At 67.4% G+C, this 26,849-nt stretch carries 23 protein-coding genes and 2 tRNA genes; 11 read left to right on the top strand and 14 right to left on the bottom strand.

What is annotated here, in order from left to right; genetic code table 11:
• The gene (gene rpsI / locus RZA67_RS14605; protein ID WP_005411311.1) at positions 1 to 393 is read left to right on the top strand and encodes a 30S ribosomal protein S9; all 393 of its coding nucleotides are present in this window, start codon (positions 1 to 3) and stop codon (positions 391 to 393) included.
• 216 nt (positions 394 to 609) lie between these two features.
• On the opposite strand, the gene RZA67_RS14600 is transcribed toward rpsI, so the two are convergent.
• Positions 610 to 684: transfer RNA gene (locus RZA67_RS14600), tRNA-Gln, on the bottom strand.
• Positions 685 to 733: 49 nt separating this feature from the next.
• Positions 734 to 810, bottom strand: a tRNA-Met gene (locus RZA67_RS14595).
• Positions 811 to 940: 130 nt separating this feature from the next.
• Here RZA67_RS14595 and RZA67_RS14590 point away from each other — a divergent pair.
• From RZA67_RS14590 to bfr, 3 genes are all read left to right on the top strand, one after another.
• Positions 941 to 1,561, top strand: a complete 621-nt coding sequence (locus RZA67_RS14590) for an RNA pyrophosphohydrolase (RefSeq protein ID WP_317213450.1) — start codon at positions 941 to 943, stop codon at positions 1,559 to 1,561.
• Positions 1,562 to 1,688: 127 nt separating this feature from the next.
• A complete protein-coding gene (locus tag RZA67_RS14585; protein WP_317213449.1) occupies positions 1,689 to 1,895 on the top strand; it encodes a (2Fe-2S)-binding protein in 207 nt (68 codons plus the stop codon).
• A gap of 116 nt (positions 1,896 to 2,011) precedes the next feature.
• Positions 2,012 to 2,482, top strand: coding sequence for a bacterioferritin (gene bfr, locus RZA67_RS14580; protein ID WP_317213448.1), 471 nt, complete (start codon positions 2,012 to 2,014; stop codon positions 2,480 to 2,482).
• Between the two features lie 12 nt (positions 2,483 to 2,494).
• Here bfr and RZA67_RS14575 read toward each other — a convergent pair whose 3' ends face one another.
• From RZA67_RS14575 to RZA67_RS14565, 3 genes are read right to left on the bottom strand one after another with little or no spacing between them, the layout of a single operon-like run.
• On the bottom strand, positions 2,495 to 4,687 hold the full coding sequence (locus RZA67_RS14575) for an ATP-binding protein (protein ID WP_317213447.1): 2,193 nt from the start codon (positions 4,685 to 4,687) through the stop codon (positions 2,495 to 2,497).
• A 14-nt stretch (positions 4,688 to 4,701) separates the two neighbouring features.
• The gene (locus tag RZA67_RS14570) at positions 4,702 to 6,537 is read right to left on the bottom strand and encodes an EAL domain-containing protein (protein ID WP_317213446.1); all 1,836 of its coding nucleotides are present in this window, start codon (positions 6,535 to 6,537) and stop codon (positions 4,702 to 4,704) included.
• Positions 6,538 to 6,571: 34 nt separating this feature from the next.
• Positions 6,572 to 7,186, bottom strand: coding sequence for a DUF4126 domain-containing protein (locus tag RZA67_RS14565; protein ID WP_317213445.1), 615 nt, complete (start codon positions 7,184 to 7,186; stop codon positions 6,572 to 6,574).
• 175 nt (positions 7,187 to 7,361) lie between these two features.
• Here RZA67_RS14565 and RZA67_RS14560 point away from each other — a divergent pair, with 175 nt between their 5' ends.
• The 5 genes from RZA67_RS14560 (at position 7,362) to ampE (ending at position 10,976) form a co-directional block, all read left to right on the top strand.
• Positions 7,362 to 8,102: a DUF6776 family protein gene (locus RZA67_RS14560; protein WP_317213444.1), complete on the top strand. Its 741-nt coding sequence runs from the start codon at positions 7,362 to 7,364 to the stop codon at positions 8,100 to 8,102.
• A 1-nt stretch (position 8,103) separates the two neighbouring features.
• Entirely contained in the window at positions 8,104 to 8,586 is a 483-nt protein-coding gene (locus RZA67_RS14555; protein WP_317213443.1) for a polymer-forming cytoskeletal protein, read from the top strand.
• A 31-nt stretch (positions 8,587 to 8,617) separates the two neighbouring features.
• Complete coding sequence (gene erpA, locus RZA67_RS14550) at positions 8,618 to 9,007, top strand: iron-sulfur cluster insertion protein ErpA (protein WP_317213442.1); 390 nt, start codon at positions 8,618 to 8,620, stop codon at positions 9,005 to 9,007.
• A gap of 66 nt (positions 9,008 to 9,073) precedes the next feature.
• Positions 9,074 to 10,024 (top strand): NAD(+) diphosphatase, encoded by a 951-nt coding sequence (gene nudC / locus RZA67_RS14545; RefSeq protein ID WP_317213441.1) that lies wholly within the window; start codon positions 9,074 to 9,076, stop codon positions 10,022 to 10,024.
• A gap of 67 nt (positions 10,025 to 10,091) precedes the next feature.
• Positions 10,092 to 10,976 (top strand): regulatory signaling modulator protein AmpE, encoded by an 885-nt coding sequence (ampE, locus tag RZA67_RS14540; RefSeq protein ID WP_317213440.1) that lies wholly within the window; start codon positions 10,092 to 10,094, stop codon positions 10,974 to 10,976.
• Positions 10,977 to 11,044: 68 nt separating this feature from the next.
• On the opposite strand, the gene RZA67_RS14535 is transcribed toward ampE, so the two are convergent.
• The 8 genes from RZA67_RS14535 to RZA67_RS14500 all read right to left on the bottom strand — a co-directional run bounded on the left by RZA67_RS14535 (position 11,045) and on the right by RZA67_RS14500 (position 24,309).
• Positions 11,045 to 11,473, bottom strand: coding sequence for a DUF2752 domain-containing protein (locus tag RZA67_RS14535; protein WP_317214028.1), 429 nt, complete (start codon positions 11,471 to 11,473; stop codon positions 11,045 to 11,047).
• 52 nt (positions 11,474 to 11,525) lie between these two features.
• Positions 11,526 to 11,798 (bottom strand): CD225/dispanin family protein, encoded by a 273-nt coding sequence (locus tag RZA67_RS14530; RefSeq protein WP_317213439.1) that lies wholly within the window; start codon positions 11,796 to 11,798, stop codon positions 11,526 to 11,528.
• Positions 11,799 to 11,835: 37 nt separating this feature from the next.
• Complete coding sequence (locus RZA67_RS14525; protein WP_317213438.1) at positions 11,836 to 12,123, bottom strand: CD225/dispanin family protein; 288 nt, start codon at positions 12,121 to 12,123, stop codon at positions 11,836 to 11,838.
• 175 nt (positions 12,124 to 12,298) lie between these two features.
• Positions 12,299 to 14,182 carry an MFS transporter gene (locus RZA67_RS14520; protein ID WP_317213437.1) on the bottom strand — a complete coding sequence of 628 codons (1,884 nt, stop codon included), beginning with the start codon at positions 14,180 to 14,182 and terminating at the stop codon, positions 12,299 to 12,301.
• Positions 14,183 to 14,320: 138 nt separating this feature from the next.
• Positions 14,321 to 16,495: a YccS family putative transporter gene (gene yccS, locus RZA67_RS14515; protein WP_317213436.1), complete on the bottom strand. Its 2,175-nt coding sequence runs from the start codon at positions 16,493 to 16,495 to the stop codon at positions 14,321 to 14,323.
• Positions 16,496 to 16,596: 101 nt separating this feature from the next.
• Positions 16,597 to 19,725, bottom strand: coding sequence for an efflux RND transporter permease subunit (locus RZA67_RS14510; protein ID WP_317213435.1), 3,129 nt, complete (start codon positions 19,723 to 19,725; stop codon positions 16,597 to 16,599).
• Between the two features lie 31 nt (positions 19,726 to 19,756).
• On the bottom strand, positions 19,757 to 22,990 hold the full coding sequence (locus tag RZA67_RS14505; RefSeq protein WP_317213434.1) for an efflux RND transporter permease subunit: 3,234 nt from the start codon (positions 22,988 to 22,990) through the stop codon (positions 19,757 to 19,759).
• Positions 22,991 to 23,070: 80 nt separating this feature from the next.
• Positions 23,071 to 24,309 carry an efflux RND transporter periplasmic adaptor subunit gene (locus RZA67_RS14500; RefSeq protein ID WP_317213433.1) on the bottom strand — a complete coding sequence of 413 codons (1,239 nt, stop codon included), beginning with the start codon at positions 24,307 to 24,309 and terminating at the stop codon, positions 23,071 to 23,073.
• Between the two features lie 197 nt (positions 24,310 to 24,506).
• Between RZA67_RS14500 and RZA67_RS14495 the strand changes: the two genes are divergently transcribed.
• Both RZA67_RS14495 and queF read left to right on the top strand, forming a co-directional pair.
• Complete coding sequence (locus tag RZA67_RS14495; protein ID WP_317213432.1) at positions 24,507 to 25,811, top strand: amidohydrolase; 1,305 nt, start codon at positions 24,507 to 24,509, stop codon at positions 25,809 to 25,811.
• Between the two features lie 27 nt (positions 25,812 to 25,838).
• Positions 25,839 to 26,660, top strand: coding sequence for an NADPH-dependent 7-cyano-7-deazaguanine reductase QueF (queF, locus tag RZA67_RS14490; protein ID WP_317213431.1), 822 nt, complete (start codon positions 25,839 to 25,841; stop codon positions 26,658 to 26,660).
• Here queF and RZA67_RS14485 read toward each other — a convergent pair.
• Positions 26,639 to 26,849, bottom strand: a 211-nt coding sequence (locus RZA67_RS14485) for a hypothetical protein (RefSeq protein ID WP_317213430.1), incomplete at its 5' end; no start/stop codon positions are given. The two genes, queF and RZA67_RS14485, sit on opposite strands and share 22 nt — an antisense overlap.

The following is a 26,849-nucleotide window of genomic DNA, read 5'->3' as shown; positions in this document are numbered from 1 at the left end:
ATGGCTATCACTCAAAACTACGGCACTGGCCGCCGCAAGTCCTCCACCGCTCGCGTGTTCCTGCGCAAGGGTTCGGGCAACATCACCGTCAATGGTCGTCCGCTGGACGAGTTCTTCGGTCGTGAGACCGCGCGCATGATCGTGCGCCAGCCGCTCGAGCTGACCAAGAACACCGAAAGCTTCGACATCCTGGTCACCGCCGCTGGCGGCGGCACCACCGGCCAGGCCGGTGCGATCCGTCTGGGCATCGCCCGTGCGCTGGTCGAGTACGACGAAACCCTGAAGTCCGAGCTGCGCAAGGCTGGCTTCATGACCCGTGACGCCCGTGAAGTCGAGCGTAAGAAGGTCGGCCTGCACAAGGCACGTCGCGCTACCCAGTTCTCCAAGCGCTGATCCATCGCGCCTGGCCGGGATTCTTCGGGATCCCGCTGGTTGGACAAGCAAAAGCCCGGCTTCGGCCGGGCTTTTGTCGTTCATGGCCGATGCGTGGTGCAAAGGTGCGGTGGTGTTCGGCGCACGTTGCGCTCGCGTAGAGCGGGGTTCTGCCCGGCTTTCCCGGATCAAAAAGCAAAAGGCCAGATCTTTCGATCTGGCCTTTTGCTTTTAATTTGGCTGCCCCGGATGGATTCGAACCACCGAATGCCTGAGTCAGAGTCAGGTGCCTTACCGCTTGGCGACGGGGCAAAACGTGTTGCTATTCTCTCACTTTCCACATCAAAAGCCAAGCGTGATGTGGTGGCTATGGGTGGACTCGAACCACCGACCCCAGCATTATGAGTGCTGTGCTCTAACCGGCTGAGCTACATAGCCTTGGTGAGCCCGCTATTCTGCGCATGTGCAGATGCCGTGTCAACACCCGTCTGCATATTCATTACCGCGCTTGTGGCTCGACAGGCGGCATGGGATAGTCCTCGACAGTAGATTTCTAGGAGTCCGCATCGTGATCGATCCGGACGGCTATCGACCGAACGTCGGCATCGTGCTGATGCGGCAGGACGGGCAGGTGTTCTGGGCACGCAGGGTGCGCCGGGATGGCTGGCAGTTCCCGCAGGGTGGCATGAACACCGACGAGACCCCGGTCGAGGCCATGTATCGCGAACTGCAGGAAGAAACCGGGCTGCTGCCTGAGCATGTGGAAGTGCTTGGGGCCACGCCCGGCTGGCTGCGTTACAAGCTGCCGGCGCGAGCCGTGCGGCGCAATGAGCGCCAGGTCTGCATCGGCCAGAAGCAGGTCTGGTTCCTGCTGCGTCTGACCGGCGACGAGTCGCACGTGAAACTGGACCATACCGACAGCCCGGAGTTCGATCACTGGCGCTGGGTCGACTTCTGGTACCCGGTCGAGCACGTGGTGATGTTCAAGCGCGGCGTGTACGCGCGCGCCCTGCGCCATCTCGCGCCGCTGGCGCGCGGCATCGCGGGGCAGGGCGTGACCACCATGCCCAAGAGCGCGCAGGAGGCGTGGATGCCGGGCCATACCGCCGGCCACGATCGCCCGCGCAAGCGGCTGCGCAGCCGCGGCTATTGGCCGAAGAAGCTCCAGGGAGATCCGGGCAACAGCTGAACCGGCACACGACCATCGGGAGCGCATGAACCATAGCGAGAATGATTCAGGTTGTTAATTGACAACCATTCTCGTTTGTTTTGAAATAGCCCCAGGCCGCTTCTGGCCCGTCAACGCCGATACCGCCGTGTACGTCTGCATCTGCAACGGAGTCACCGACCACCAGATCCGCGAAGCCGCCAGCACTGGCTGCACGACGGTGGCCGAGCTGACCATGCGCACCGGCTGCGGCGCCACCTGTGGTTCCTGCCTGGACATGGCCGGTGATCTGCTGGCCAAGGCGCTGAACACCCACGACCTGCCGCTGCCGGTACTCGGTCTGCAGGCTGCCTGAGCGCCTGCGACACACGCCTGGCCCGCCGTGCCGGGCAATGAGCACGATTCGCGTTCCTTCATGCCTGCGATGAAGCAGGTAGAGTTGCGCGCGTTCCCGTGTGCAGGAGTATTCCCATGAAAGGCGAGCCGAAGGTCATCGAGTTCCTCAACAAGGTGCTCTACAATGAGTTGACCGCGATCAACCAGTATTTCCTGCATGCAAAGATGCTGAAGAACTGGGGCATCAAGGAGTTGTACGAGCACAAGTACAAGGCTTCGATCGACGCGATGAAGAATGCCGACTCGCTGTCCGACCGCATCCTGTTCCTCGAGGGGCTGCCGAACTTCCAGGCGCTGGGCAAGCTGCGCATCGGTGAGAACCCCACCGAGATCATGGAATGCGACCTGGCCATGGAGCGTAACGCGGTGGCGCTGCTGCGCGATGCCGTGGCCCATGCTGATTCGGTCAGCGACTATGTCAGCCGCCAGCTGTTCGTGAAGATCCTCGATGACGAGGAAGAGCGCATTGATTGGCTGGAGACCCAGCTGGAGCTCATCGCCCGTATCGGCGAGCCGAAGTATCTGCTGAGCAAGCTGGAAGACTGACAGCCCCCGCCGCTACGCCGGCGGCTGCCAGGCCTGCAGGGCCACACGCGCGCGGGCGAACTCGGTGACCAGCCGTGCGGCGGCGACCGCGGGGTTCGCCAGGGTGCCGTCACGGGCCTGTCCTTCAATGCGCCGTGCCACCGCAGACAACGCGTTGGCGCCGAGATTGGCGCTTGAGGACTTCAGGCTGTGCGCCAGCGCCTGCAGCTGCGCGAGGTCCTGCGCGTGCGCTGCCTGCTGCAGGCGTTTGAGCAGCAGCGGTGTGTCGTGCAGGAAGGCGTCGACGACCCGTTGGCTGTCGGCGCCGATCACGGCCTGCAGTTCCTCCAGCACATCCTGTGCGAACACGGCGGGTGCGTCCTCAGCCCCGGAAGGCCCGGCTCCGACTGGCGTCGGCAGCGGCGGTGGCGGGTGCGCCGCCGCCGTGCGCAGGCGCTGCAGGCAGTCGCGCAGCCGCGTCAGGTCGATCGGCTTGGACAGATAGTCGTCCATGCCGGCGGCCAGACAACGTTCGCGATCGCCGGCCATGGCGTTGGCGGTGATCGCCACGATCGGCAGATGGGGCAACCGCTGCTCACGTTCCAGGGCGCGCCATCGACGTGTGGCGGCGTAGCCGTCCAGCACCGGCATCTGGCAATCCATCAGCACCACGTCGTGGCCACCGCTGCGCAGTGCCTGCAGTGCCTGTTCCCCATCGTGTACGGCCAGCACCTCGCAGCCCAGTGCCTGCAGCAGGGAGTCGGCGACCTGCAGGTTGACCGTGTTGTCCTCCACCAGCAGCACGCGCAGGCCCAGCGGGGCCGGCGTGGGCAGGGACGCATCCGCCGCAGGTGATGCGGACAGCAGCGGGATGGGCCGCGTGGGCTCACTGGCCGCGGGCGTCAGCAGTGCGTGCAACACGTTGTCGCTGGGCAGGGTGGGGTGCCAGTGCTGCCGCGCGTCCGCAGGGGCAGGTTGCTGGCCCAGCCACAGCACCTGCAGGGCGTCATCAGCGCGGCGCGCGGCAAGGGCGCGCTGCACTGCCGACGTGCCGTCGCGCAGCTGTTCGCTGTCGATCACCAGCCAGGCCAGTGGGGCCTGCCCGGGCCGCTGCCCGCTGCGCAGCTCGTCCAGCATCGCGGCCTGGTTGCCGGTCACCTGCAGCACCAGATTCTGCTGCGCGCAGACGCGCTCGAGCCGCTGGCGCAGTGTCGTGTCGGCCGACAGCAGCAGGACAGTGGCGTGAGTGGTGGCACGTGCTGCGGCCCGGTCGCCGGGAATCTTCAGCAGGGGAATCTCGAACCAGAACGTCGAGCCCCTGCCAGGCGCCGACTGCACGCCGATGCGCCCGCGCATCAGTTCAATGATCCGGCGGCAGATGGCCAGGCCCAGTCCCGTACCGCCGTAGACGCGGGTGGTTGATGCATCGGCCTGGCTGAAGGACTGGAACAGACGCTCCTGCTGTTCCGGCTCGATGCCGATGCCGGTGTCCACCACCTCCAGCCGCAGCTGATGATGGGTGGGGCTTTCGCCCAGCCGCTGCACACGCAGGCACACCCGCCCCGTGGCGGTGAACTTGATGGCATTGGCCAGCAGGTTGCCCAGCACCTGGCGCAGCCGTACCGGGTCGCCGCGCACTGACAGGCGCACGGCAGGGTCCAGCTCCAGCTGCACCTCCAGGCCTTTGGCTTCAGCGGTGCGCCGCATCAGCTGGACCACCCCCTCTAGCAGTTCGCGCAGATTGAACGTGGTGATCTCAAGCTCCAGCGCCTGCGCCTCCAGCCGGGAATAATCCAGGATGTCATCGACGATGCGCAGCAGCTGCTGCGAACTGCTGGCGGCCGTTGCGAGCAGCTGCTGCTGGTCCGGGCGCAGCGGCCCCCGCGCCACCAGATCCAGCATCGGGATGATGCCGTTGAGCGGGGTGCGTATCTCATGGCTCATCGTGGCCAGGAACTCGCCCTTGGCCAACGCAGCCGCTTCGGCGGCCTGTTTGGCCAGCAGCAGCTGCTTCTCCAGCTGGCTGTGCTGTTCGCTGGCGCGCTGAAGCTGTTCGCATCGCGTATGCAGCGCCGCCAGCTGGTCGTTCAGTCCGGCCACCTGGCGATGATGGCGGCGGCGGGCGCCGCGCAGCACCCACGCAGCGATGAGCGCGATGAGCACCGCTGCAGCAGCGGCTGTGCCCAGCAGCATGGGCCAGGCATGGGGCGCCAGTGCAGCGGCCATGTGCGGCGCGTGGTTCACAGCACCGTGTTGACGAAATCGAAGTCCAACGCGCTGCCGACCGACTGCACCATGTTGCCCTGGATGAAGTCCACACCGCCGCCCCACATCACCGCAGCCGCCTGCGGATCTTCGATCTGCTGGCCGATGAGCTGCGCGCCGGCCTGGGCCGCAAGTGCGATGGCCGCGCGCAGCCCATCGCGTGCGTCATCCATCTGGCCATTGCTGAAGCGCGCCGACAGGCGCACGAACGACAGCGGCAGATGCTGCAGCAGTGCATTGGCCTCGGCTCCCGGCTCGAACTGGCTCAGACAGGCGCGCACGCCGGCCGCGCCTGCGCGCGCGAAGAACTGCTGCAGCGGCACGGTGTGGATCAGTGCATCCTGCAGGCGCACATCGATGACCAGCGCGTGGCCCTGCAGCCCACGCCGCTGCAGCGACTCCAGCAGCCAGTCGGCAAATGCTTCGCGACCCAGCGTGATGGGCGACTGCGATACGAACAGGTGCAGTGCGGGGTCGGCATGCCGGTAGAGATCAAGCAGGCCCAGCGCATGCTCCACCACCTGCTGGTCCAGGTCGGCGATGCGGCCGGCGGCCTCGGCGGCCGGGATGACCTGGCCGGCGGTGAGCAGGCTGCCATCGGCCTGGCGCAGGCGCAGCAGCAGCTGATACTGCGCCTGCCCGCCCCCGCGGACGGCGACGATGGGCTGGTAGGCCACCTCAAGCTGGCCATCGAGCAGGGCCAGGTGCGCCTGTGTGCCTGCGTCGGAGCGTGCGGCGTGGCCGGCCACCCCGGCGCTGAGCAGGCGCGCCTGCAGCGCGGTGTTCTCGACCGCTTCCAGCGCGGCGTGGGTGTCCTCGAAGCCCGGCGACAAGGGGGCGTAGCCCACCACCCCGCGCAGGTGCACGGAGGCGTCGTCACGGATCAGGAACGGGCGCTCTGACAGCGCGTCGCGGAGGCTGCGCGCCAGCGCGTCCAGATTCTCCTCGTCGCGGTCACGCACCAGCAGCAGGAAGCTGTTGTCGTTGAGCCGGGCAACCAGATGCGGCTGGGCGGTCTCGGCCAGGCGCTGGCCAGCCTGCACCATCAGCCGCTCGAAGGTGGCGTAGCCGTAGCGTTCGCGCAGGCCGAGCGCGCTGGCGATCTCGATGAAGGCCAGACCCCCGGCCTCCCGGTGGGCAAGCGCCGCGCCCAGCTGGGCCAGCACATGCTGGCGCGTGGGCAGGCCGGTTTCCGGGTTGTGCACCAGTGGGCCGGGCGCCTGCGCACCGTCCGCAGCGGCCTGCGCACGCGCGCGACGGATGCGGTTGGACACGGCGGCCACCAGGTGGCGCGGGCGGATCGGCTTGCTCAGATAGTCATCGGCGCCGCTGTCGAGCACCTCGAACTGCCGTTCCGGGTCCGGGTCGCCACTGAGGAAGACGATGGGCAGCAGCTGCAGGCCGGGCAGCTGACGGATCATCGCGGTCAGCCGCATGCCATCGATGCCGGGCAGGTGCAGATCCATCAGGACCAGATCGGGCCGCTGCCGGCCCAGAGCGGCCAGCACGCCTTCGCCATCGGCGGCGACGTCGGCCAGCATGCCGGCCCCGTGCAGCACGCTCTGCGCGAACAGCGCCTGGGGCCGGTCGTCTTCGACGATGAGGATGCGATACGGCTCGTCAGCGGCGCTCAGCGCATCGGCGTTGTCGGCACCGGGATCGGGGTCGACGGCCGGGGCGGCAGCGGCGAGGGTGGCCTGCACGGCGCTGTGGTCCGGGGCAGCGGCAACGCCGTCATTGCGGGCCCAGCGCTGCCACAGGTCGGCAGGCGGGGTCTCGGCACGGTGGAGGCGGGGCGGGGTGTCGTTCACAGGAAAGGCAGTACCGGGCAAAGGAAGGAAGAGGTCACGCCGCGGGCGGCACGGCAGTGCGGCCGCGCCCGGTACCGGTCAACCAGCGCACGCCCTTCCACAGCGCACGCCAGACCAGCCACACGGCCAACGCACCGGCCAGGCTGCAGGCCAGTACCACCAGCAGCGCAAGCCACGGGTGGGCCAGCGCCAGCGCCAGCCCGCCGACCACCACGGTATCCTCGGCGGTGGAGGCGATCCAGTTGCTGGCCGGCTCGGGCGAGGTGTTCAGCAGTGCCCGCGTGCCGGCCTTGAGGCCATGGCTGGCCAAGGCCACGCCCGCACCGGCCAGCAGCGTTCCGGTGCCGAGATCACCGTCGGGTGACAGCGTAGCCGCCGCAAGGAACGCGCCGGCCGGCACGCGCGCCAGGGTCTGCAGCAGGTCCCACGCCGAATCCACGCCGGGAATCTTGTCGGCGAAGAACTCGGCTACCGCCAGTACGGCCGAGGTGCCCAGCACCCAATACGACTCGGTGGCCTGCAGCGCAGGCGGCAGGTCGACCCAGCCGAGCAGGCCGGCCAGGCCGACGCCGAACACGGTGAGATAGACGCGGATGCCGGCCAGCCAGGCCAGCAGGATGCCGATCACGAACAGGTGGGCTTCGCTCATGGCGTGTACCACATGGGGCGGGGACAGAGAGGCACACTATCGAGGATGGCGTTCCTGAACGCCACTGGCTTTTACAGTGCGGGTCAGCGACGGCGCGCCAACCTGCACTACACTAAACAGCGACGCTTGCTGCACGGCCGTACCGGCACCGCCTGCGATGCCACGGAGATCCGCCATGAACAACCGCGCTCCTTCGCGAGTACAGATCCGCCTGCCGGGCCAGGCGCCCGCTCCGGGTGACCGCCGCCGCCTGCTGGTGCTGGCAGCTGTGTGGGTTGCCACCGTGCTGCTGGCCGGCCTGTTGGGCGCCTGGCTGGGCGCGCGCAGCGGCAGCGATGGCCAGCAGCTCAACAGCGCCGAACAACGTGACTCCGGCCTGCAGCAGGAACTGCTGGAGCTGCGCCAGAAGCAGGCCACGCTGGAAGCCTCCGACCGCATCAGCCGTGCTGCCAACAGCGACGTCCAGGCGACGCTGGCCGAACGCGACGAGGAAATCGCCGGGCTGCGCGCCGATGTCGCGTTCTACGAACGCCTGGTGGGCGCCACCAGCCAGCGCAAGGGCCTGAATACCCATTCCATCGAGTTCCGGCAGGAGGCGGCGGGCACCTGGCAGTACACCGCCGTACTGACCCAGAACCTCAACCGTGGCGCAATCAGCCAGGGCCAGATGCGATTCGTGGTGGAGGGCGTCAAGAACGGCAAGCTGGCCACGGTCAGCTGGGACGAGCTGCACCAGCGCGAGAAAGTGCCCGGTCAGGACTATTCCTTCCGCTACTTTCAACAACTTAACGGCAGTGTGATGCTGCCGGCAGACTTCACCCCGCAACGGGTAAGGGTGACATTGGGGAGCGGTACGGGGGGTGCCACTCAGGTGTTTGACTGGAAAATAGCCGGTACACCGGTTCAAGGGGAATGAGATGTTTGGCAGCAGCAAATCCAACCGCGACGGCCAGCTGGTTGTCGATGCACTGATCGGCAGCCAGGTGGTCATCCGTGGCGATGTCGAGTTCAGTGGCGGCCTGTATGTCGAAGGTCGCATCCATGGCAAGGTACTGGCCGTGCAGGGCGACGCCCCGGCGACCCTGACCCTGGCCGAGCATGGTCACATCGAAGGCGAAGTACGCGCCCAGGTCGTGGTGATCAGTGGCCGCATGGACGGCGATGTCCATGCCACCGAGCGGGTCGAGCTGAGCCCGACCGCCCGGGTGAACGGCAACATCCACTACCAGGTGGTGGAAATGAGCGCGGGTTCGCAGCTGAATGGACGCCTGGTGCATGCCAGCGCGCCGGTGGCGGCGTTGCCGGCACCCCAGGAGGCAGACAGCGATGCCGCCAGCGAAAGCGCCAACAATGGCAAGACCAGCGCGGCGCGCCGCAAGCTGGCCGAGGCCATGGGTTGAAAGCCTTCTTCGCCACCCCCATGCTGCAGCCATGAGCACGCTAGTTTCCCTGCCCGGCGCCCCGGCGCCGGCACCCGATTACCAGTCACTGGACCGTCCGCTGAACTTCACTGCGGCCGCCGCGGCCAAGGTCAGGCAGCTGATCGATGAGGAAGGCAATGCCGCATTGGCGCTGCGGGTCTACATTGAAGGGGGTGGGTGCTCGGGCTTCCAGTACGGTTTCGAGTTCGACGAGAACCGCGCCGAGGACGACCTGGCCGTGCAGACCAACGGGGTGACCCTGCTGGTCGATCCACTCAGCCTGCAGTACCTGATGGGCGCCGAGGTGGATTACACCGAAAGCCTCACCGGCGCGCAGTTCGTCATCCGCAACCCCAACGCCAAGACCACCTGCGGCTGCGGCAGCAGCTTCAGCATGTGAATGCCCGGCGCGGTGATCACCGCGCCTGCGCTTGCCACCGACACCCGATCCCGTCAGGCTTCGCCCATGGCCAGCACGAACATGCCGTTTCAAAGCCCGCCCTCCTGGCGCCCGCCGCAGTTGATCAGCCCGCTGGCCGGCTACGCCTTCGTTGATGAACCGCTGGAGCGCGCCGACCCGTTGCGCGCCGATGCCGCTGCGCTGGCCGCCCTGTGGCCGCAGGCCCGGCTGCTGGTACTGGACAAGGACGGCACCGCCTTCACTGGCGAGGACCGGCAGCCGCTGGTGCTCACCGGCGGCGAGGTCGGTGGCGGCCCCGGCACCGCGATCTTCCTTGGACTGCGTGGCGATCAGGCCTGGTTCTCGGTGGAAGGCAGCCAGCTTGCGCTGGACGCGCCTGGCCGCATCGACCTGCGCGAAGCGGCGCTGCTGTGGTCCGTGGCCGATGCGAGTGCCTTCAGTTTCGCGCGCGGCATGTCGTACTGGCATTCGCGCAACCGCTACTGCGGGGTCTGCGGGGGCCAGGTCCAGTTCGAGCGCGGCGGCTTTGTCGGCCGTTGCCAGCAGTGCAGCGTCGAACACTACCCGCGGGTGGACCCGGCGGTGATCGTGGCGGTGGAGAACCGGGGTCGCCTGCTGCTGGGGCGTCAGGCGAACTGGGCCCCGCGGCGTTACTCGGTACTGGCCGGCTTTGTCGAGCCTGGCGAATCACTGGAACAGACCGTGGTGCGCGAGGTGTTCGAGGAAAGCAAGGTGCGGGTGACCGCGTGCCGTTACCTCGGTACGCAGCCCTGGCCGTTTCCTGGCGCCCTGATGGTCGGCTTCAGTGCGCAGGCCGAAGATGATGCGCCGCAGGTCGACGGTGAGCTGGAGGACGCGCGCTGGTGCAGCGTCGAGGAGGTCGCCGCGGCCATCGCCCGCGATCAGCGCGACGACGGTGAGGGCATGCGCCTGCCGCCGCCGATCTCCATCTCGCGTGCCCTGATCGAAGACTGGTACCAGCGTACGGCCGGCTGATCGCACGCGAACGAATCGACGTTGAATTGACGGTCACGGCCCTGCGCCGTGGCCAGGAGAAGCGAGCATGTTCACAACCCTGGTCGCTGTGCTGGTTGCGCTTGCGCTGGGCCACGTGGCGCCGGCGGCAACCGCGCGGCTGCGGCGCTTTGATGCTTTCCGGCAGTGGCTGGGCTGGCTGGACGCACAGGCGCCGGGCCTGCGCGGCGCTGCTGCGCTGGCCGTGCTGGTTCTTCCTCCGGTGCTGCTGCTGGCGGCGCTGACGGCGTGGCTGGACGGCGTGGCCTACGGCCTGCTGTCCTTGCTGCTGGGGGTGGGCGTGCTGGCCGTGTGCTGGGGCCCGCGCGATCTTGACCGTGACATCGAGACGATCATCGATGCCGACGACGCGCCGACCCGCCACGCCGCCATGCGGCGGCTGCAGGCCGAGGGCGGCAGTCTGGAGCATGATGTGAGCTCGCTGGTCGAAGCGACGGTGCTCAATGCGCTGCGGCGCTGGTTTGCCGTGTTGTTCTGGTTTCTGCTGCTGGGACCGGCCGGGGCACTTGGCTACCGCTTGCTTGCGCTGACCGCGGTGAGCCCGATGCGCGCGCGCGTCTCGCCGCCGAGCCAGCTCGCCGCCCGTCGTGTGCTGGGCTGGGTGGAGTGGCCGGTGGCCCAGCTGATGGCCTTGTCGATGGCCCTGGTGGGCAACTTCGATACTGCATGGACCGCCTGGCGGCAGGCCCATGGCGAACGCTGGATGGCCGGCATCGCGTTCCTGGGTGAGGTGGCGCGCGCCAGCGTAGGCGCCGAACTGCGCGAGGAGGCGCACGACTATACCGACGCCGGTCTGCTGCCGGTGTGGCAGCGCCTGCCGGAGCTGCGCGATGCGATGAGTCTGACCTGGCGCATGCTGATGCTGTGGCTGGCGGTGCTGGCCCTGCTGGTGATTGCCGGCTGGGTAACGTAGTGCCGGGCTCTGCCCGGCAGGACACATCGCCGGCGCCTCAGCCGGGCACGTGAACATGCGCGTTGCGATCAGCCGCCGGGGGCCAGCAGGGTAAAGGGGAACCAGGGCAGGTTCCGCAGCACGGCGTAGCCGACCAGCAGCACCAGCCAGAACAGGGGATTGGCCAGCAGACGGATCAGCGGCTGCGTACCGGGTACGGTGACACCCGCATTGTGCAGCAGCATCAGCAGCAGCAGCGGCAGGCTCAGCACCAGCAGCGGATTCATCGCCATTGCGCCGGGCAGGTCGAAATGCACCAGCGAATACAGGCAGCGCGTGCTGCCGCAGCCCGGGCAGTACAGCCCGGTCAGGGCGTACATCGGGCACCCGGGCAGGGGACTGCCGGACGCGTAGGGATTGACGTGGCGCAGCAGCACCGTAGCGGTGGCGGCCAAGGTGCCCGCCGTTGCCAGCGGCAACCAGCGGCGGAGCGGTGCGGGCAGGGCGTCGTAGGAGATCACGGTAGAGGCAGCAGGACCCGGCCGACAGCCGGGTCCTGCGCGGAATGCATCAGTAGCTGCCGGCGCCGCCGACGACGCCCAGCACCACGACAAACAGGATGTACAGCACGATGACCGTGATGCCGGCGATGGCCGACCACATCGCCCACTTCTTCGCCTTCTCCGAGGAATCGCGGGCGCCGGCGATGTCGCCTGCAGCCAGCTTGCCGTTGACCTGGGCGGCGAACACGATCGAGACGATGCCCAGCGGCATGCAGCACAGGATGGTGGACAGGATCGCCCAGACCAGGTTGTTCGGGATTTCAGTGGCGGTGGTATTCATCGAGCAAGCTCCTTGCAGGTGGGTGGTAAACGTTGCGTCATTGGGTCAGGGCGCCCAGAGCGGCCAGGCCGCCAAACAGGCCGAACCACAGCACCAGCACCACGGGCAGTGCCAGCGCCGAGGCGATCGCCCAGCCCATGGCCTTGCGTGAGGACGCCTGCGCACCAGCGATGTCACCGGCGGCGCGGCGGCCGTCAACCTGGGCGGCATAGACGATGGACACCACGCCCAGCGGCAGGCAGCAGAACAGCGTCGAGAGAATCGCCCAGACCAGATGGTTGGGAACAAAGAGGGTCGAATGCCCCAACGGCGGTGGCTGATTCACGTCCAGGACTCCATTCTTGGCTGGCCAGTGGCGGTCGGGCGCGACAAGGACGCCCGCCTGTGGGAGCGTAATCTACCGCAACACGCGCCAGATGTATGCGTTTTCAGTCGCTATCTGACGCCAATGGACCGTCGCCGACACTTCCCGCTCGGTGGTGCCGGAACCGGAGCCTCCGTCAGGGGTGATCGCCGCGCAATGCCCTGACCTGGGCTTCAAGGCGCGCCGCGTCAGTGTTTGCCGGCAACGCCGGTGCGGCCACCACCTCGACCTGCGCGCGCACGCGGCGCGGCACCCGCATCCGGCCGAGGCGGCTGTCGCGCCGGCTCCACATGCTGCTCCACATGCCGCGCAGCGCCATCGGCACTACCGGCACCGGCCGCCGCTGCAGAATCTTTTCAACGCCGGATTTGAACGGCGCGATGCTGCCGTCGCGGGTCAGCGCGCCTTCCGGGAAGATGCAGACCAGCTCACCCTCGGCCAGTGCCGCATCGATCTGGTCAAACGCGCGCTGCATCAGCGCCGGGTCTTCGCGCGCGCCAGCGATGGGGATCGCCTTGGCCGTGCGGAAGATCCAGCGCATCACCGGGATATTGAAGATGCGGTAGTACATGACAAAGCGCACCGGCCGCGGGATGGTGGCCGAGAGGATCAGCGCGTCCATGTAACTGACGTGGTTGCATACGATCAGCGCCGGGCCCTCATCGGGCACGTTGGCCTCCACGCCATGGGGCCGCAGCCGGTACAGCACGCGCACCATCAGCCAGCTGAGGAAGCGCATCAGGAACTCGGGCACGATGCTGAAGATGTAGATCGCCACCAGTGCATTGGCGATGCCCAGTGCCAGGAACAGCTGCGGAATCGTCACGCCCAGCGCGTGCGCGGCCAGGCCGACGCCGGCAGCGGCGACGATGAAACCGGAGTTCTGGATGTTGAGCGCGGCAAATACCCGCGACATCTCCGACTTCGGCGTGCGGCTCTGGATCAGGGCGAACAGTGGCACGACGAAGAAGCCGGTGAACAGGCCGATGCCGAGCAGGTCGATGATGATGCGCGTGCTGCCGGGGGCCTGTACGAACTGCAGCAGCGACAACCCCTGCGCGGTGGCCTGCCCGGCGCGGGCGAAGTACAGGTCGATCATGAAGGCAGTCATGCCGAAGGCACCCAGCGGCACCAGACCGATCTCCACCGTCCGGCCGGAAAGCTTTTCGCACAGCAGCGAGCCCACCCCGGTGCCCACCGAGAACAGCGCCAGCGCAAAGATGTACAGCGTGGGTTGGCCACCGAGGTTGACCACGGCATAGCTGGGCAGCTGCGAGGTGAGCACGGTGCCGACAAACCAGAACCACGACACGCCGAGGATGGCATTGCGCACGGCCTTCTGCCTGCGCGCCATGCGCAGCACGGCCAGCGATTCGGGGAACGGGTTCCAGTTGATCTTCAGTGCAGGCGCACCGGCATCCACGCGCGGGATCATGCGTGCGGCGATGTTGCCGCACACCGCCAGCGCGATGATCGCCGTGGCGGCGACCACCGGCCCATGGCTGCCGGCGAGCAGGAAGATGCCACCGCCGATGATCATGCCGGTGAGGATCGACATCGAGGTGCCCATCTCGACCAGCCCGTTGCCACCGGTGAGCTCCTCCGGCTTGAGCACCGAGGGCAGCACCGAGTACTTGACCGGACCGAACAGTGTGGACTGCAGGCCGGTGCAGAACAGCGCCACCAGCAGCAGCGGCAGGCTCTGGACGAGGAAACCGATGGCCGCCACCGACATGATGACGATTTCCATGGTGGTGGTGATGACGATGAGGCGGGATTTCTCCAGCTTCTCGGCGATCTGCCCAGCCAGGGCGGAGAACAGGAAGTAGGGCAGGATGAAGATGGCCGGTGCCAGCGTGGTGTACAGCGAGCGTTCGTCATCGTTGACGCCGAGGAAGAACAGCAGGCCGATGATCGCCTGGCGGTACACGTTGTCGTTGAATGCCCCCAGCGACTGCACGATGAAAAATGGCAGAAAACGACGTTGGCGTAGCAGGGCGAACTGACTGTGACCGGACATGGGACCTCCTTGCGGACGCCGCAGCCTAGCACGGGGGTTTTTGTTTGCGTGCGCGGATCCAGTGCGCGGTGTGGGTGATGCAGGCAACGGCGGGAACCGTTGCAAAAGGCGCTTGGAGCAGCGGCGCAGAGCCCCGCTCTACGTTGGGCCCACCGCAGCCTGCGCGGCGGCACGCAGCCGGGGCAGCAGCCGCAGCACCAGTGCGGTCTGTGTGCGGATCAGCTGCAGCTTGGGCGGCATGGCGTCGTCGAGCTGCTCCAGCTGGACGGCCAGTGCCTTGTCACGTTCCCCGTCATCTTCGGGCAACGGCTTGCGCTGGGCCAATGCGCTGGCCAGCTCCTGCAGTGCTTCCTGCACGCGTTCGCCGCCAGCCAGGGCCAGCGGGTCCTGCGCGTAGCTGTCCACCTGGGCACGGTGGGCGCCGAGCGCGGAGAGATGCCCCAGCAGGGTGTTGGACAACGCCAGAAAGCGGAAGCCCGCATCGAGATTGCGGCGCACGTGGCCCGGCTCGCGCAGCATGTTCGACAGCGCTTTGGACAGGGCCGCGTCGGCGTTGTGCATGTCACGCCGCGCGATACGGTAGGCGAGGTCGTCGCGCATGCCGCTGCGGTACTGGCCCAGTACCGACTCCAGGTAACGCGCTGCCGTGTCCAGCACCCGGGTCAGCACGGTATGCAGCTGCCGCCCCTGCCAGTCCGGCAGGATCAGGAATGCGGCCGCTGCAGCGATGGCGCAGCCCAGCAGGGTGTCGACCATGCGCGGCAGGATCAGCACGAAGCCGTCACCGATCAGGTTGAAGCAGGTCAGCGCCATCACCGTGATCGCCGCCGAGGCGATCAGATAGCGGTCGGTGCGGGTGAAGAAGAACACCAGCGCCGACAGCAGGGCGATCAGCAGCTGCACTTCCACTGTGCTGAACAGCTGCAGCAGGGCCCAGGTGACCACCAGCCCGACCACGGTGCCGGCAATGCGCTGCGCCAGACGCTGGCGGGTGGCACCAAAGTTGGGCCGACAGACGAACACGATGGTCAGCAGTACCCACGAGCCGTTCTGGAAGTCGAACGCGGAGATCGCCGCAAACCCGGCCACCAGCGCCAGCGCCATGCGCAGGCCGTGACGGAACAGCAGCGAGCCGGGGGTGAGCTGCTGCCGCAGCCGCACGCCCATCTCGCGCAGGGTGTGTGGGTTGTTGTCGCGCAGCCGCGTGTCCACGTTGTCCAGGCTGGCGTCGGAACGCTCGGCGTCCAGCAGCTTGCGCTCGATGCTCTGCAGGTTGGCCACCAGCAGGTCCAGCGAGCCGAGCAGGCGCTGCCACTCGGGGCGCTGTTGGGCACGCAGGTACGAAAGCGCATCGACCAGGTCGCGGCCTGCCTGCTGGCTGTCCTCGCCGTAGGTGAACGGGCGCCGGGTACGGATCGCCTCGCCCAGCCGCGCGCAGGCGCGCCCCTGCAGGTCGAGCAGGCGCTGGCAGCGGTACAGCAGATCACTATGGAAGAACGCTTCCACCAGCGACGCGTAGGGGTAGTGCGAGGAGCTGGCGCGTTCGTGGTAGTCCTGCGCGGTGTAGTACAGGCGCAGGTACAGGCCGGAATTGACCCCCGGACGACCGGAGCGGCCGAAGCGGGCGAGAATGGCGGCCTTGGCGACGTTCAGTGCCTCCACCACGCGGCGGTTCTGCTCGGCCAGCGCCAGTTGTCGCCGCTGCAGGTCGGCGTCGCGCACCGGCTCGAACAGGGTGGCCTTGAGCTGCAGATAACGGCCCAGTTCCACATACAGATGAGCGACACGCTCGCGCACCGGCCGGTTGGCGAACAACGCCGTCCACAGGATCGACAACAGGCCGTACCATGCCGCGCCCGCCAGCAGGTGGCTGGTGGCATTCACTGCCGTGTGCCAGTCGCTGGCGCCGTGCTGCTCCAGGCCGATCATCGTATAGATGGCCAGGGTCACCGTGGCCTGCGCGATGGAGGCGTAGCGTTCGCCCAAAGCGCCGAGCAGGGTCAGCCCGAAGGTGGCCAGCGCGAGTGCTGCGATGAACGCCAGCGGCCAGGGGAACAGCCAGATGACCGCTGCCGCCGCCAGACAGAAGCACAGCAACGACAACACCACCGCCTTGGCGCGGCCCCATGCGTTGTCGTCGGTCTCGGCAATGGCGCTGGCGATGATGCCCAGGAAGACGCCGGGCAGCGCGGGTAGTGCCTGCAGGTGCCAGCAGGTTGCCATCGCCGCAGCCAGGGCGATGAACACCCGCAGGCCGTAGCTGGCCTTCTCATGGGCCCAAAGCTGGCTCAGACGGGACTCTCGGGCGGACATGCGGACTCGACGCGGGAAGTGGCTGACATTGTGCCATCGTAGAGCGGGCCTCTGGCCCGCCGACCCGCTGGTAGTGACGGGCCATGCCCGTCACATGCGCATTACGCGTGCGACCGGCGCAGGCGTTTCTGCGCCTTCTTCTCACGCCGCCGCTGCGCCCAGGCGCGCCGCCGTTCGGCCAGGCACGAGAAGATCACATACAGCGCCGGCGTACTCAGCAGGGTCAGGCTCTGCGAGAACAGCAGCCCGCCGATCATCGCGATGCCCAGCGGGCGACGCAGCTCCGAGCCCTCGCCGATGCCGATCGCCAGCGGCACCGCGGCCAGAATCGCCACCATCGTGGTCATCATGATCGGACGGAAGCGCACGATGCTGGCCTCACGGGCCGCCTCGCGTGGTGCCAGGCCATGCTCGCGTTGGGCGACCACGGCGAAGTCGATCATCATGATCGCGTTCTTCTTGACGATGCCGATCAGCAGCACCAGCGCGATCATCGAGATCACCGACAGTTCGGTACCGGTGCCGTACAGCGCCAGCAGTGCACCGACACCCGCGGCGGGCAGCGTGGAGAGGATCGTCACCGGGTGGATCAGGCTTTCATACAGCATGCCCAGCACCAGGTACACGGTGAGGATGGCGGCAAACACCAGGATCAGCATGTCGCTGGGATCGGAATTGAAGCCAAACCCGGCATCCTCGGCCAGCTGGATGTCGCCCGGCATGCGCAGGCCATCGACCGTGCGCGCGATGATCGCCTTGGCCTCGCCCATGCTGGTGCCCGGCGCCAGGTTGTAGCTTAGGTCCATCGTGGTGTACTGGTTCTCGTGGGTGATCTGCGAGGGCGCCAGCCCCGGCGCCTGCGTGGCCACCGCAGTGATCGGCACCATCTCGCCGTTGCCGGCACGCACATACACCTGGTCCAGCGCCGCCGGTGTGGCGGTCTGCTCGGGCAGAGCGTTGACCACAACGCTGTATTGGTTGATGTCCGAATAGATGGTGGAAATCTGCCGCTGACCGAAAGCGCCGTACAAGGCACCGTCGATGGCACCCACCGAGACACCCAGGCGCGCGGCCTTGGCGCGGTCGATGATGATGTTCTGGCGCAGGCCGGCGTCGTCAACGTCGGTGCCCACGTCGGCCAGTTTCGGATTCTTCTTCAGCGCTGCCTGCAGCTTCGGCAGCCATTCCTGCAGCTGGGCCAGATCGTTGCCACGCAGCGAGGCGCGGTACTGCGCCCCCTGGCTAGACCCGCCGCCGTCATTGCTGGGCAGGTCCTGGATCGCACGCAGGCGCAGCTGCAGGTCGGGATAGCGGTCGGCCTTCGCGCTGAGCCGTGCCAACGCCTGCGCGGTGGTTTCGCGGCGGCCGTCCTTGCGCGATTTCAGCTCCACGTTGAACTGCGCGCTGGAACCCTGACGACCACTGCCCAGGCGCACGCCGACCGTCTTCACTGCCGGATCGGCCATCAGCATGTCGGTGATGCGGCGCTGGCGGCTGACCATGTCCTCAAAGGACACCGTGGCGCTGGAATTGGCGCGGCCCCAGATCAGGCCGGTGTCCTGCGGCGGGAAAGCGCCCTTCTTCACCGCGCCGAAGAGGAAGATCGTCACCCCGATCAGGACCAACGGCGTAAGTGACAGCAGCAGGGCATGCCGCAGCGAGAAATCCAGCAGCACCGTGTAAACGCGCAGCATGCGTTCGTGTCCGGCGTCGAGCCAGCGGCCAAACCGCGACGGCGCCGCGGTATGGTCGTGTGCACTGAGGAAGCGGCTGCACAGTGCCGGGGTCAAGGTCAGCGAGATCACCATCGAGACCGCGATCGCCGCCACCAGAGTGACCGTGAACTCACGGAAGAACGCGCCGACCATGCCGCTGGCAAACAGCAGCGGGATGAACACGGCGATCAGCGAAGCGGTGATCGAGACAATGGTGAAGCCGATCTCGCGGGCGCCGGTGAGCGCGGCCTGCAGCCGCGGCATGCCCTCGTCGAGGTGGCGCATGATGTTCTCGATGACCACGATCGCATCGTCGACCACAAAGCCGATGGCGATCACCAGCGCCAGCAGGCTCAGGTTGTTGAGCGTATAGCCCAGTGCGTACATCACCAGCGCTGCCCCGGCCAACGACAGCGGCACGGTGATCGCCGCGATCAGCGTGGGCGCCAGGCGGCGCAGGAACAAGGCCATGGTCAGCACCACCATCGCCAGGCTGATCAGCAGGGTGATCTGCACCTCGTGCAGCGACGAGCGGATGGTGGGCGTACGGTCGAAGTAGGGCGTCAGCGTGGTACCCGGCTCCAGATAATCGCGCAGCGTGGGGATCTGCGCTTTGACCCGGTCCACGGTCTCGACAATGTTGGCGCCGGCGCGGGTGAACACATACATCACCACCGCTGGCTGATGGTTGAACCATGCGGCCTGGTAGGCGTCCTGCTGGCCGTCGTAGACATTGGCCACGTCCTGCAGGCGGATCACCCGACCGTCGCTGCCGGTCTTGATGACCAGGTTGGCAAAGTCCGCGGCGCGTGCCACCGCGTCATTGGCGATGATCGCGGTGGTGCTGTTGCCATCGCTGAGAAAGCCGGTGGGCGAGGTCACGTTGGCGGCGCGTACGGCATTGCGCAGGTCGTCGGCGGTCAGGCCGAGGGCGTTCATGCGGCGCAGGTTGACGTCCACGCGCACTGCCGGTGTCGATGCACCGGCAATGTCCACCGAGGCCACCCCGCCGATCTGCCGCAGCCGCTGGGCAAGCAGCGAGTCGGCCACGTTGTACAGCTCGGCGGCGGACTGCGTCTGCGAGGTCAGCGCGATGGCGATGACCGGGTCGTCGTTCGGATTGGCCTTCTGGAACATCGGCGCGCCGAGGCCGGCCGGCAGGTCGGCCTGGGCGGAGTTGATCGCGGTCTGTACATCCAGCGCGGCCGAGTCGATGTCCCGGTCGCTCTGGAAAATCATGAATACCAGCGAGCTGCCTTCCGAGCTCGACGAGCGCATGCGGTCGATGCCGGGCAGCTGGCCCAGGTGCCGCTCAAGCGGCGCGGTGACCGTGGAGGCCATGGTCGACGCATCCGCGCCAGCCTGGTTGGCATGCACGAAGATCACCGGAATCTGGATGTTCGGCAGCGCCGAGACCCCCAGCTTCAGATAGCAGATCAGGCCGATGATGAACAGACCGATGGCCAGCAGCGTGGTGCCGATGGGACGGCGGATGAAGGGGCCGGAAATGTTCATCGCATCCCCCGCGTCTTCCGGTGTGCCGGAGTCACGCCTGCGGCTCCCGCAGGGTGCCGTTGCGCAACGCACGCTGCTCGCGGCGGCGCGCCAGCCACTCGGAGAAACGTTCCATGTACAGGTAGATCACCGGGGTGGTGTACAGCGTGACCAGCTGGGAGAGCAGCAGGCCACCGACGATGGCGATGCCCAGCGGGCGGCGCAGCTCCGAGCCGATGCCGGTGCCCAGCGCCAGCGGCAGCGCGCCCAGCATGGCCGCCGCAGTGGTCATCATGATCGGGCGGAAGCGCAGCAGGCAGGCGCGGCGGATCGCCTCATGCGCATTGGCGCCGGTGCGGCGCGCCTCGATGGCGAAGTCGACCATCATGATGCCGTTCTTCTTGACGATGCCGATCAGCAGCACGATGCCGACGATGCCGTCCACCGACAGGCTGAGCCCGCAGACCATCAGTGCCAGCAGCGCACCGACACCCGCCGGCGGCAGGGTGGAGATGATCGTGATGGGATGGATGTAGCTTTCATACAGCACGCCCAGCACGATGTAGATGACCACCAGCGAGGCCAGCAGCAGCCACACCACATCGGTCTGGCTGCCGGTGAACTCGGCGGCCTTGCCGATGAACTGCGCGTGCACCTGCGAGGGCATCCGCAGCTCGTCCTGCACCTGCTGGATCGCCGCCACCGCGGCCGAAAGCGAGTACCCCGGTGCCAGATTGAAGGAAATCGTCACCGCCGGCAGCTGCTGCTGGTGGCTGACCAGCAGTGGTGTGCTGGTGACCTTGGCGTCGGCCAGCGCCGAGAGCGGGATGATGCCACCGCCGCCCACGGTGATGCCGGTGTTCTGCGCACCGATGCCGGTAGCGGTGGACGAGTTGGACGAGGTGACCTGGCCGAAGCTGGTGGCATTGGTGCCGGTCAACGCCCCGGTGCCGTTGGAGGCTACCGCCAGCTGTTCCATCAGCGCGGTGCTGTTGCGGAACTCCGGTGCGACTTCCAGCACCACCCGGTATTGGTTGAGTTCGGTGAAGATGGTCGAGATCTGGCGCTGGCCGAACGCATCGTAGAGCGTGTCGTCGATGGTCTGCATCGGCACGCCCAGCACGCTGGCCTTGTCACGGTCGATGTTCAGTTCCAGCGCCCGGCCCTGGTTGGACAGGTTGTTGTCCACGTCGGCCAGTTCCGGACGCTGGCGCAGCGCCTGGGTCATGCGTGCGGCCTGGGTGGCCACCTGGTCGGGGTCCACGTCCGAAAGCACGAACTGGTATTCGGTCGCCGCCACCCGCGTGTCCAGGGTAACGTCCTGCACCGGCTTGAGGTACAGCGCCACGCCGGGAATCCCGGCCACCGCCTGCTGCAGGCGTGGCAGCAGCACGCCCAGGCCATCGCGGTCGCCGCGCTTCTTCAGCACGATCGACAGCTGGCCCTGGTTGAGCGTGGGGTTCATGCTGCCCGCGCCGATGAAGGCGGAGACGCCGGTCACGTCCGGGTCCTTGCGCAGCGCCTCGGCCACCGCCTGCGTGCGCTGCTCCATCTGCGGGAAGGCGATGTTCTGGTCGGCCTGGACCACGGCGGTGATCAGGCCGGTGTCCTGTTCGGGCAGCAGGCCCTTGGGGATGGCGATGTACAGCAGCACGGTCAGCAGCAGCGCAGCGCCGGCGACCATCAGCGTCGCGCGCTGATGCAGCAGCACCCAGTCCAGGCTGCGCTCGTACAGGCCCACCGTGCGCGTCCACAGGTTCTGCCGACCCGCGGCAGCGGCGCGTTCGTGCGCGTCTTCGCCCTCGGGCAGCTGGTCGGGCTTGAGCAGATAGGCGCACATCATCGGTGTCAGCGTCAGCGAGATCAGCATCGACAGCGTCACCGCGATGCTCAGCACCCAGGCGAACTCGTGGAACAGCCGCCCGGTCACACCCGGCATCAGCAGCAGCGGCAGGAACACCGCCACCAGTGAAACGGTCAGCGAGAGCACGGTGAAGCCGATCTGGCGCGCGCCGATCTCGGCCGCTTCCTTGCCGCTCTTGCCCTGCTCGATGTAGCGCACGATGTTCTCGATCATCACGATCGCATCGTCGACCACGAAGCCGGTGGCCACGACCAGGGCCATCAGCGAGAGGTTGTCCAACGACATCCCGGTGAAGGCCATCACCGCGAAGGTGCCGGCCAGTGACAATGGCACGGCCACCGACGGAATGATGGTGGCCCACAGCCGGCGCAGGAACACGAAGATCACCGCCACCACCAGCCCGATGGTCAGGATCAGGGTGAACTGCACTTCATGCACCGAGGCGCGGATGGTCTCGGTACGGTCGGAGAAGATCTCCAGATGCACGTCGGCTGGAAGCACCGCCTGCAGCTGCGGCAGCAGGGAGCGCACGCGCTCGACGGTCTGCACGATGTTGGCGCCGGGCTGGCGGCGCACTTCCAGCAGCACGGCTGGCTTGCCATCGGCCCACGCGGCGAGCTGGTCGTTCTCCACGCCGTCCAGCACCTGCGCCACGTCCGACAGCCGCACCGGCGCTCCGTTGCGATAGCTGATGATGGTGTTGCGGTACTCGGCGGCGCTGGTCAGCTGGTCGTTGGTGCCGATGCTGTAGGACTGGGTCTTGCCGTTGAGCGAGCCCTTCGGGGCGCTGACATTGGCCTGGGTCAGCGCACTGCGCAGATCTTCCAGGGTCAGCCCCATGTTGGAGAGCTGGGCCGGGTTGACCTGGATGCGCACGGCCGGGCGCACGTTGCCGGCGATGGAGACCAGGCCCACGCCCTGCACCTGCGAAAGGCGTTGGGCCAGGATCGAATCGGCGTAGTTGTTGACGTCGCGCAGCGGCCGCGTATCCGAGGTCAGCTTGAGCGTCACGATCGCCGCATCGGCCGGATTGACCCGGTTGTAGACCGGCTGGTAGGGCAGCGAGGAGGGCAGCGTGGCCTGCCGGATCGCCGCCTGCACATCCTGTGCGGCGATGTCGATGTCCCGTTCCATCGAGAACTGCAGGATGATCGTGGACAGACCTGCCGACGAGTCGGAGGTCATCAGTTCCAGGCCGGAGATCTGCCCGAACTGCCGCTCCAGCGGCGTGGTGACCAGCGAGGCCATGGTGGTCGCATTGGCACCCGGATACTGGGTGGTCACCACCAGACTGGGTGCATCGATTTCAGGCAGCGCCGAGACCGGTAGTTTGCGGTAGCCCAGGATGCCAAGCAGCAGCAGGCCGGCCATCAACAACGAGGTGGCGATCGGGCGGCGGATGAAGATCGTCGAAAAACCCACGGGCGGATCCTTGCTGGCGCTTGCGTTGGCAACGCCGGCAAGGTGCCGGCGTCAGTGACTGCTGTCGACGGGGCCGCGCCTCAGCGCGGACCACCGCCCTGGCCGCGGCGCTTGCCGCCCTGTTGTGCGGCCTTGAGTTCGGCCTCGGTGGGTTCGGCCGGTGCCTCGCCCGGCTTGAGCGCGGTGACCTTGCTGCCCGGCTTCAGGCGGAACTGGCCTTCACTGACCACCTGCTCGCCGCCCTTGAGGCCTTCGGCGATCTGCACGTGGCTGTCGCCCACTTCGACCCCGCTGCGCACGGTCTGCATCTTCACCGTCTGGTCGCCCTGTACCACATAGACATACTCGCCCTCCGGGCCACGCAGCACGGCCTGGCTGGGCACCACCACGCCGCCGGCAATGGTGCGCAGCTGCATGCGCACATTGACGAACTGGCCCGGCCACAGCGCATTGTCGGCATTGCCAAACACCGCGCGGGCGCGGAACGTGCCGCTGTCGCTGCTGATCAGGTTGTCCACCACGTCAAGCGTGCCGTCGCCGCTGATCACATGCGCATCGACGCTGTCGCGGGCGGCCACCGCCACGGTGCCCGCCGCCTGGGCCTGGCGGACATCACCCAGCTGCCGTTCGGGCAGGCTGAAGATCACGTGGATGGGCTGCATCTGGGTCAGGGTGACCAGCGCGGTGCCGGCGCTGACCACGTTGCCGGCATCCACCGCGCGCAGACCGGCCACGCCGGTGATCGGCGCGGTGATGCGGGTGTACTGCAGCTGCACCTGCGCCGCACGCATGCTGGCCTCATTGGCAGCGACCGCACTTTCGTACTGGCTGACCTGGTTGCGCTGGGTCACCAGGTCGGTCTGGGCCACATACTGGCGGTACTCGGGCGAGTTCGAACGCTGGTAATTGGAACGCGCCGTGGCCAGCAGTGCCAGGTTCTGGCGCTTGGCGGCGGCCGCTTCGTCATAGCTGGCCTGCGCGCTGCGCGGGTCGATGCGGGCCAGCACATCGCCCTGGTTGACCTTCTGCCCTTCCTTGAAGTCCAGGCTGAGCAGCTGGCCGCCCACCTGCGGGCTGACCGTGACGGTGTTCATGGCACTGACCGTACCCAGCGCGCTGGCGTACACCGGCACGTCCTGGCGGGCCGCTTCGACCACGGTCACCGGTACCGGCGCCGCATCGCTGCCGGCCGTGCCGTCCTTGCCGGCCTGGGCAGCAGCAGGCGCACCGCCCTTCCCGCCGCCGAGCACGCGCGCGCCCACGATCACCAGTACCACGGCCGCCAACACCAGCAGCACGATCTTCCACAAACGCGACATTCCATTCACTCCTGGGGGCGGGGCCGGTGGGGTGCCCGGCCGGCAAGCTGCCAAGCATACTCGCCGCATCGCCTTGCGCCTGCATGACGTTTGGGAGGGGCGGGGGTACCCGGGGTCGGACCGGCCGTGGCGCGGAAGGTTCCCCGCTGGCATGGCTTGCCCTACATTGCATCCTCCGCCCTCTGCTGGAGTCATCGATGCCCCGTCGCGCGCTGCTGTCCTTCGCCCTGCTGCTGGCTCTGCCGGCGCTGGCCCATGCCGATGGCGGCCAGCGCCCGGAGGTGGAGGCTGCCGCGCAGCGTCTGCAGGGCAAGGTGGTGGAGATGCGGCGCTGGTTCCATGAGCACCCGGAGCTGTCCAACCAGGAGGTGCAGACCGCAGCCAAGGTGGCCGAGCGCCTGCGCGCGCTGGGCCTGAAACCGCAGACCGGGGTGGCCGTGCATGGCGTGGTCGCGGTCATCGAAGGCGGGCAGCCGGGTCCGCGCATCGCCCTGCGTGCCGACATGGACGCGTTGCCGGTCACCGAGGCGACCGGCCTGCCGTTCGCTTCCAGGGTGCGCGCCGAGTACCGCGGCGAGCCGGTCGGGGTGATGCATGCCTGTGGCCACGACGCGCACATCGCCACCCTGCTTGGCGTGGCCGAGGCGCTGGTGGCCATGAAGAAGGACCTGCCGGGGCAGGTGATGCTGGTGTTCCAGCCGGCCGAGGAAGGGCTGCCGCCCGGCGAGGAGGGCGGCGCAGCGCTGATGCTGAAGGAAGGCGTGTTCGCCGACTTCAAGCCCGAGGCGGTGTTCGGCCTGCATGTGTTTGCCAGCGTGCAGGCCGGCAGGATTGCGGTGCGCGGTGGCCCGCTGATGGCCGCCGCGGACATGTTCGAGATCACCGTCAAGGGCCGCCAGGCGCACGGGTCCACGCCGTGGCTGGGGGTGGACCCCATCGTGGCCAGCGCCGACCTGATCGGCAGCGCACAGACCATCGTCAGCCGGCGCGCCAACCTGGCCCAGCAACCGGCGGTGGTGACCTTCGGGGCCATCAAGGGCGGCATCCGCAACAACATCATTCCCGACCAGGTGAACATGGTCGGCACCATCCGCACGTTCGACGAAGGCATGCGCCAGCAGATATTCAAGGACCTGAGCAACGTGGCCGAACACACGGCTGCCGCGCACGGCGCGAGCGCAGTGACCGCGATCCAGGAAGGCTACCCCGCCACCGTGAACGACCCGGCGTTGACCGCGCGGATGCTGCCCAGCCTGCAGGCGGTGGTGGGCGCGGACAACGTGTATGAGCCGCCCCTGCAGATGGGCGCGGAAGACTTCTCGATGTTCGCCAGGGAAGTGCCGGGAATGTTCTTCTTTGTCGGCTCGACCAGCGAGGGTATCGACCCGGCGAAGGCGCCCAGCAACCACTCGCCGCAGTTCCTGCTCGACGAAAAGGCGCTGGACGTGGGATTGCGGGCGCTGCTGCAGGTCAGTCTGGACTATCTGCACGGCGCAGGGTGACTGCCCGTCTGCCGCTACAATGGGGGCATGAACAATACCCCCCAGGATTCCAGCCTCGGTCGCGAGGTCAGCTACCCGTCGCAGTACGATCCCGGCCTGCTGTTTCCCATCCCGCGCGTCGGGGCCCGTCGCGAAATCGGCGTGGACGACGCGGCATTGCCTTTTGTTGGACATGACCGCTGGCATGCGTTCGAGTTGAGCTGGCTTGACCGCCGCGGCAAGCCGCAGGTAGCGGTCGCTACCGTGCAGGTACCCTGCACGTCGCCGCATCTGATCGAGTCCAAGTCGTTCAAGCTCTATCTGAACTCGCTCAACAGTGCGCGTTTTGATGATGCGCAAGCGCTGCGTGCTTGCGTTGAAGCGGACCTGTCCGCCTGCGCCGGTGCAGTGGTCAGCGTGCAGTTCGGCCTGCCGCCCTTGCACGAAACGCCGGTCGGCGACTGCATCGATGGACTGGACGTGGAGATCGACTGCTACGGGCCTCCGCAGGCTTCATTCCTGTCTGCGGACACGGCAACGGTTGTGGAGGAGACGCTGGTCTCGGCGCTGCTGAAGTCCAACTGCCCGGTGACCGGCCAGCCGGACTGGGCGACGGTAAGTGTGCGTTACCGCGGGCCGCGGATCGACCGCGCCGGCCTGCTGCGGTATCTGATCAGCTACCGCGAGCATGCAGAGTTTCATGAGCAATGCGTGGAGCGCATCTTCAGCGAGGTCAGCGAGCGCTGCGCGCCGCAGTGGCTCGAGGTCGAAGCGCGCTACACCCGGCGTGGCGGTCTGGACATCAACCCGTGGCGTGCCAGCCATGGCATCGCCGCCCCGGCAGTCACCTACCGCGAGCAGCGCCAGTAGTGACGGGCCATGCCCGTCAAACGGTAGTGACGGGCCATGCCCGTCAAATGGTAGTGACGGGCCATGCCCGTCAAATGGTAGTGACGGGCCATGCCCGTCAAACGGTAGTGACGGGCCATGCCCGTCAAACGGTAGTGACGGGCCATGCCCGTCAAATGGTAGTGACGGGCCATGCCCGTCAAATGGTAG

It is taken from the genome of Stenotrophomonas sp. C3(2023), assembly GCF_032911385.1.
In the GTDB taxonomy this organism is placed as follows: Bacteria; Pseudomonadota; Gammaproteobacteria; order Xanthomonadales; family Xanthomonadaceae; genus Stenotrophomonas.
The sequence above is the reverse complement of the archived record's forward strand: the minus strand, read 5'-3'. Positions and strand labels throughout refer to the sequence as shown.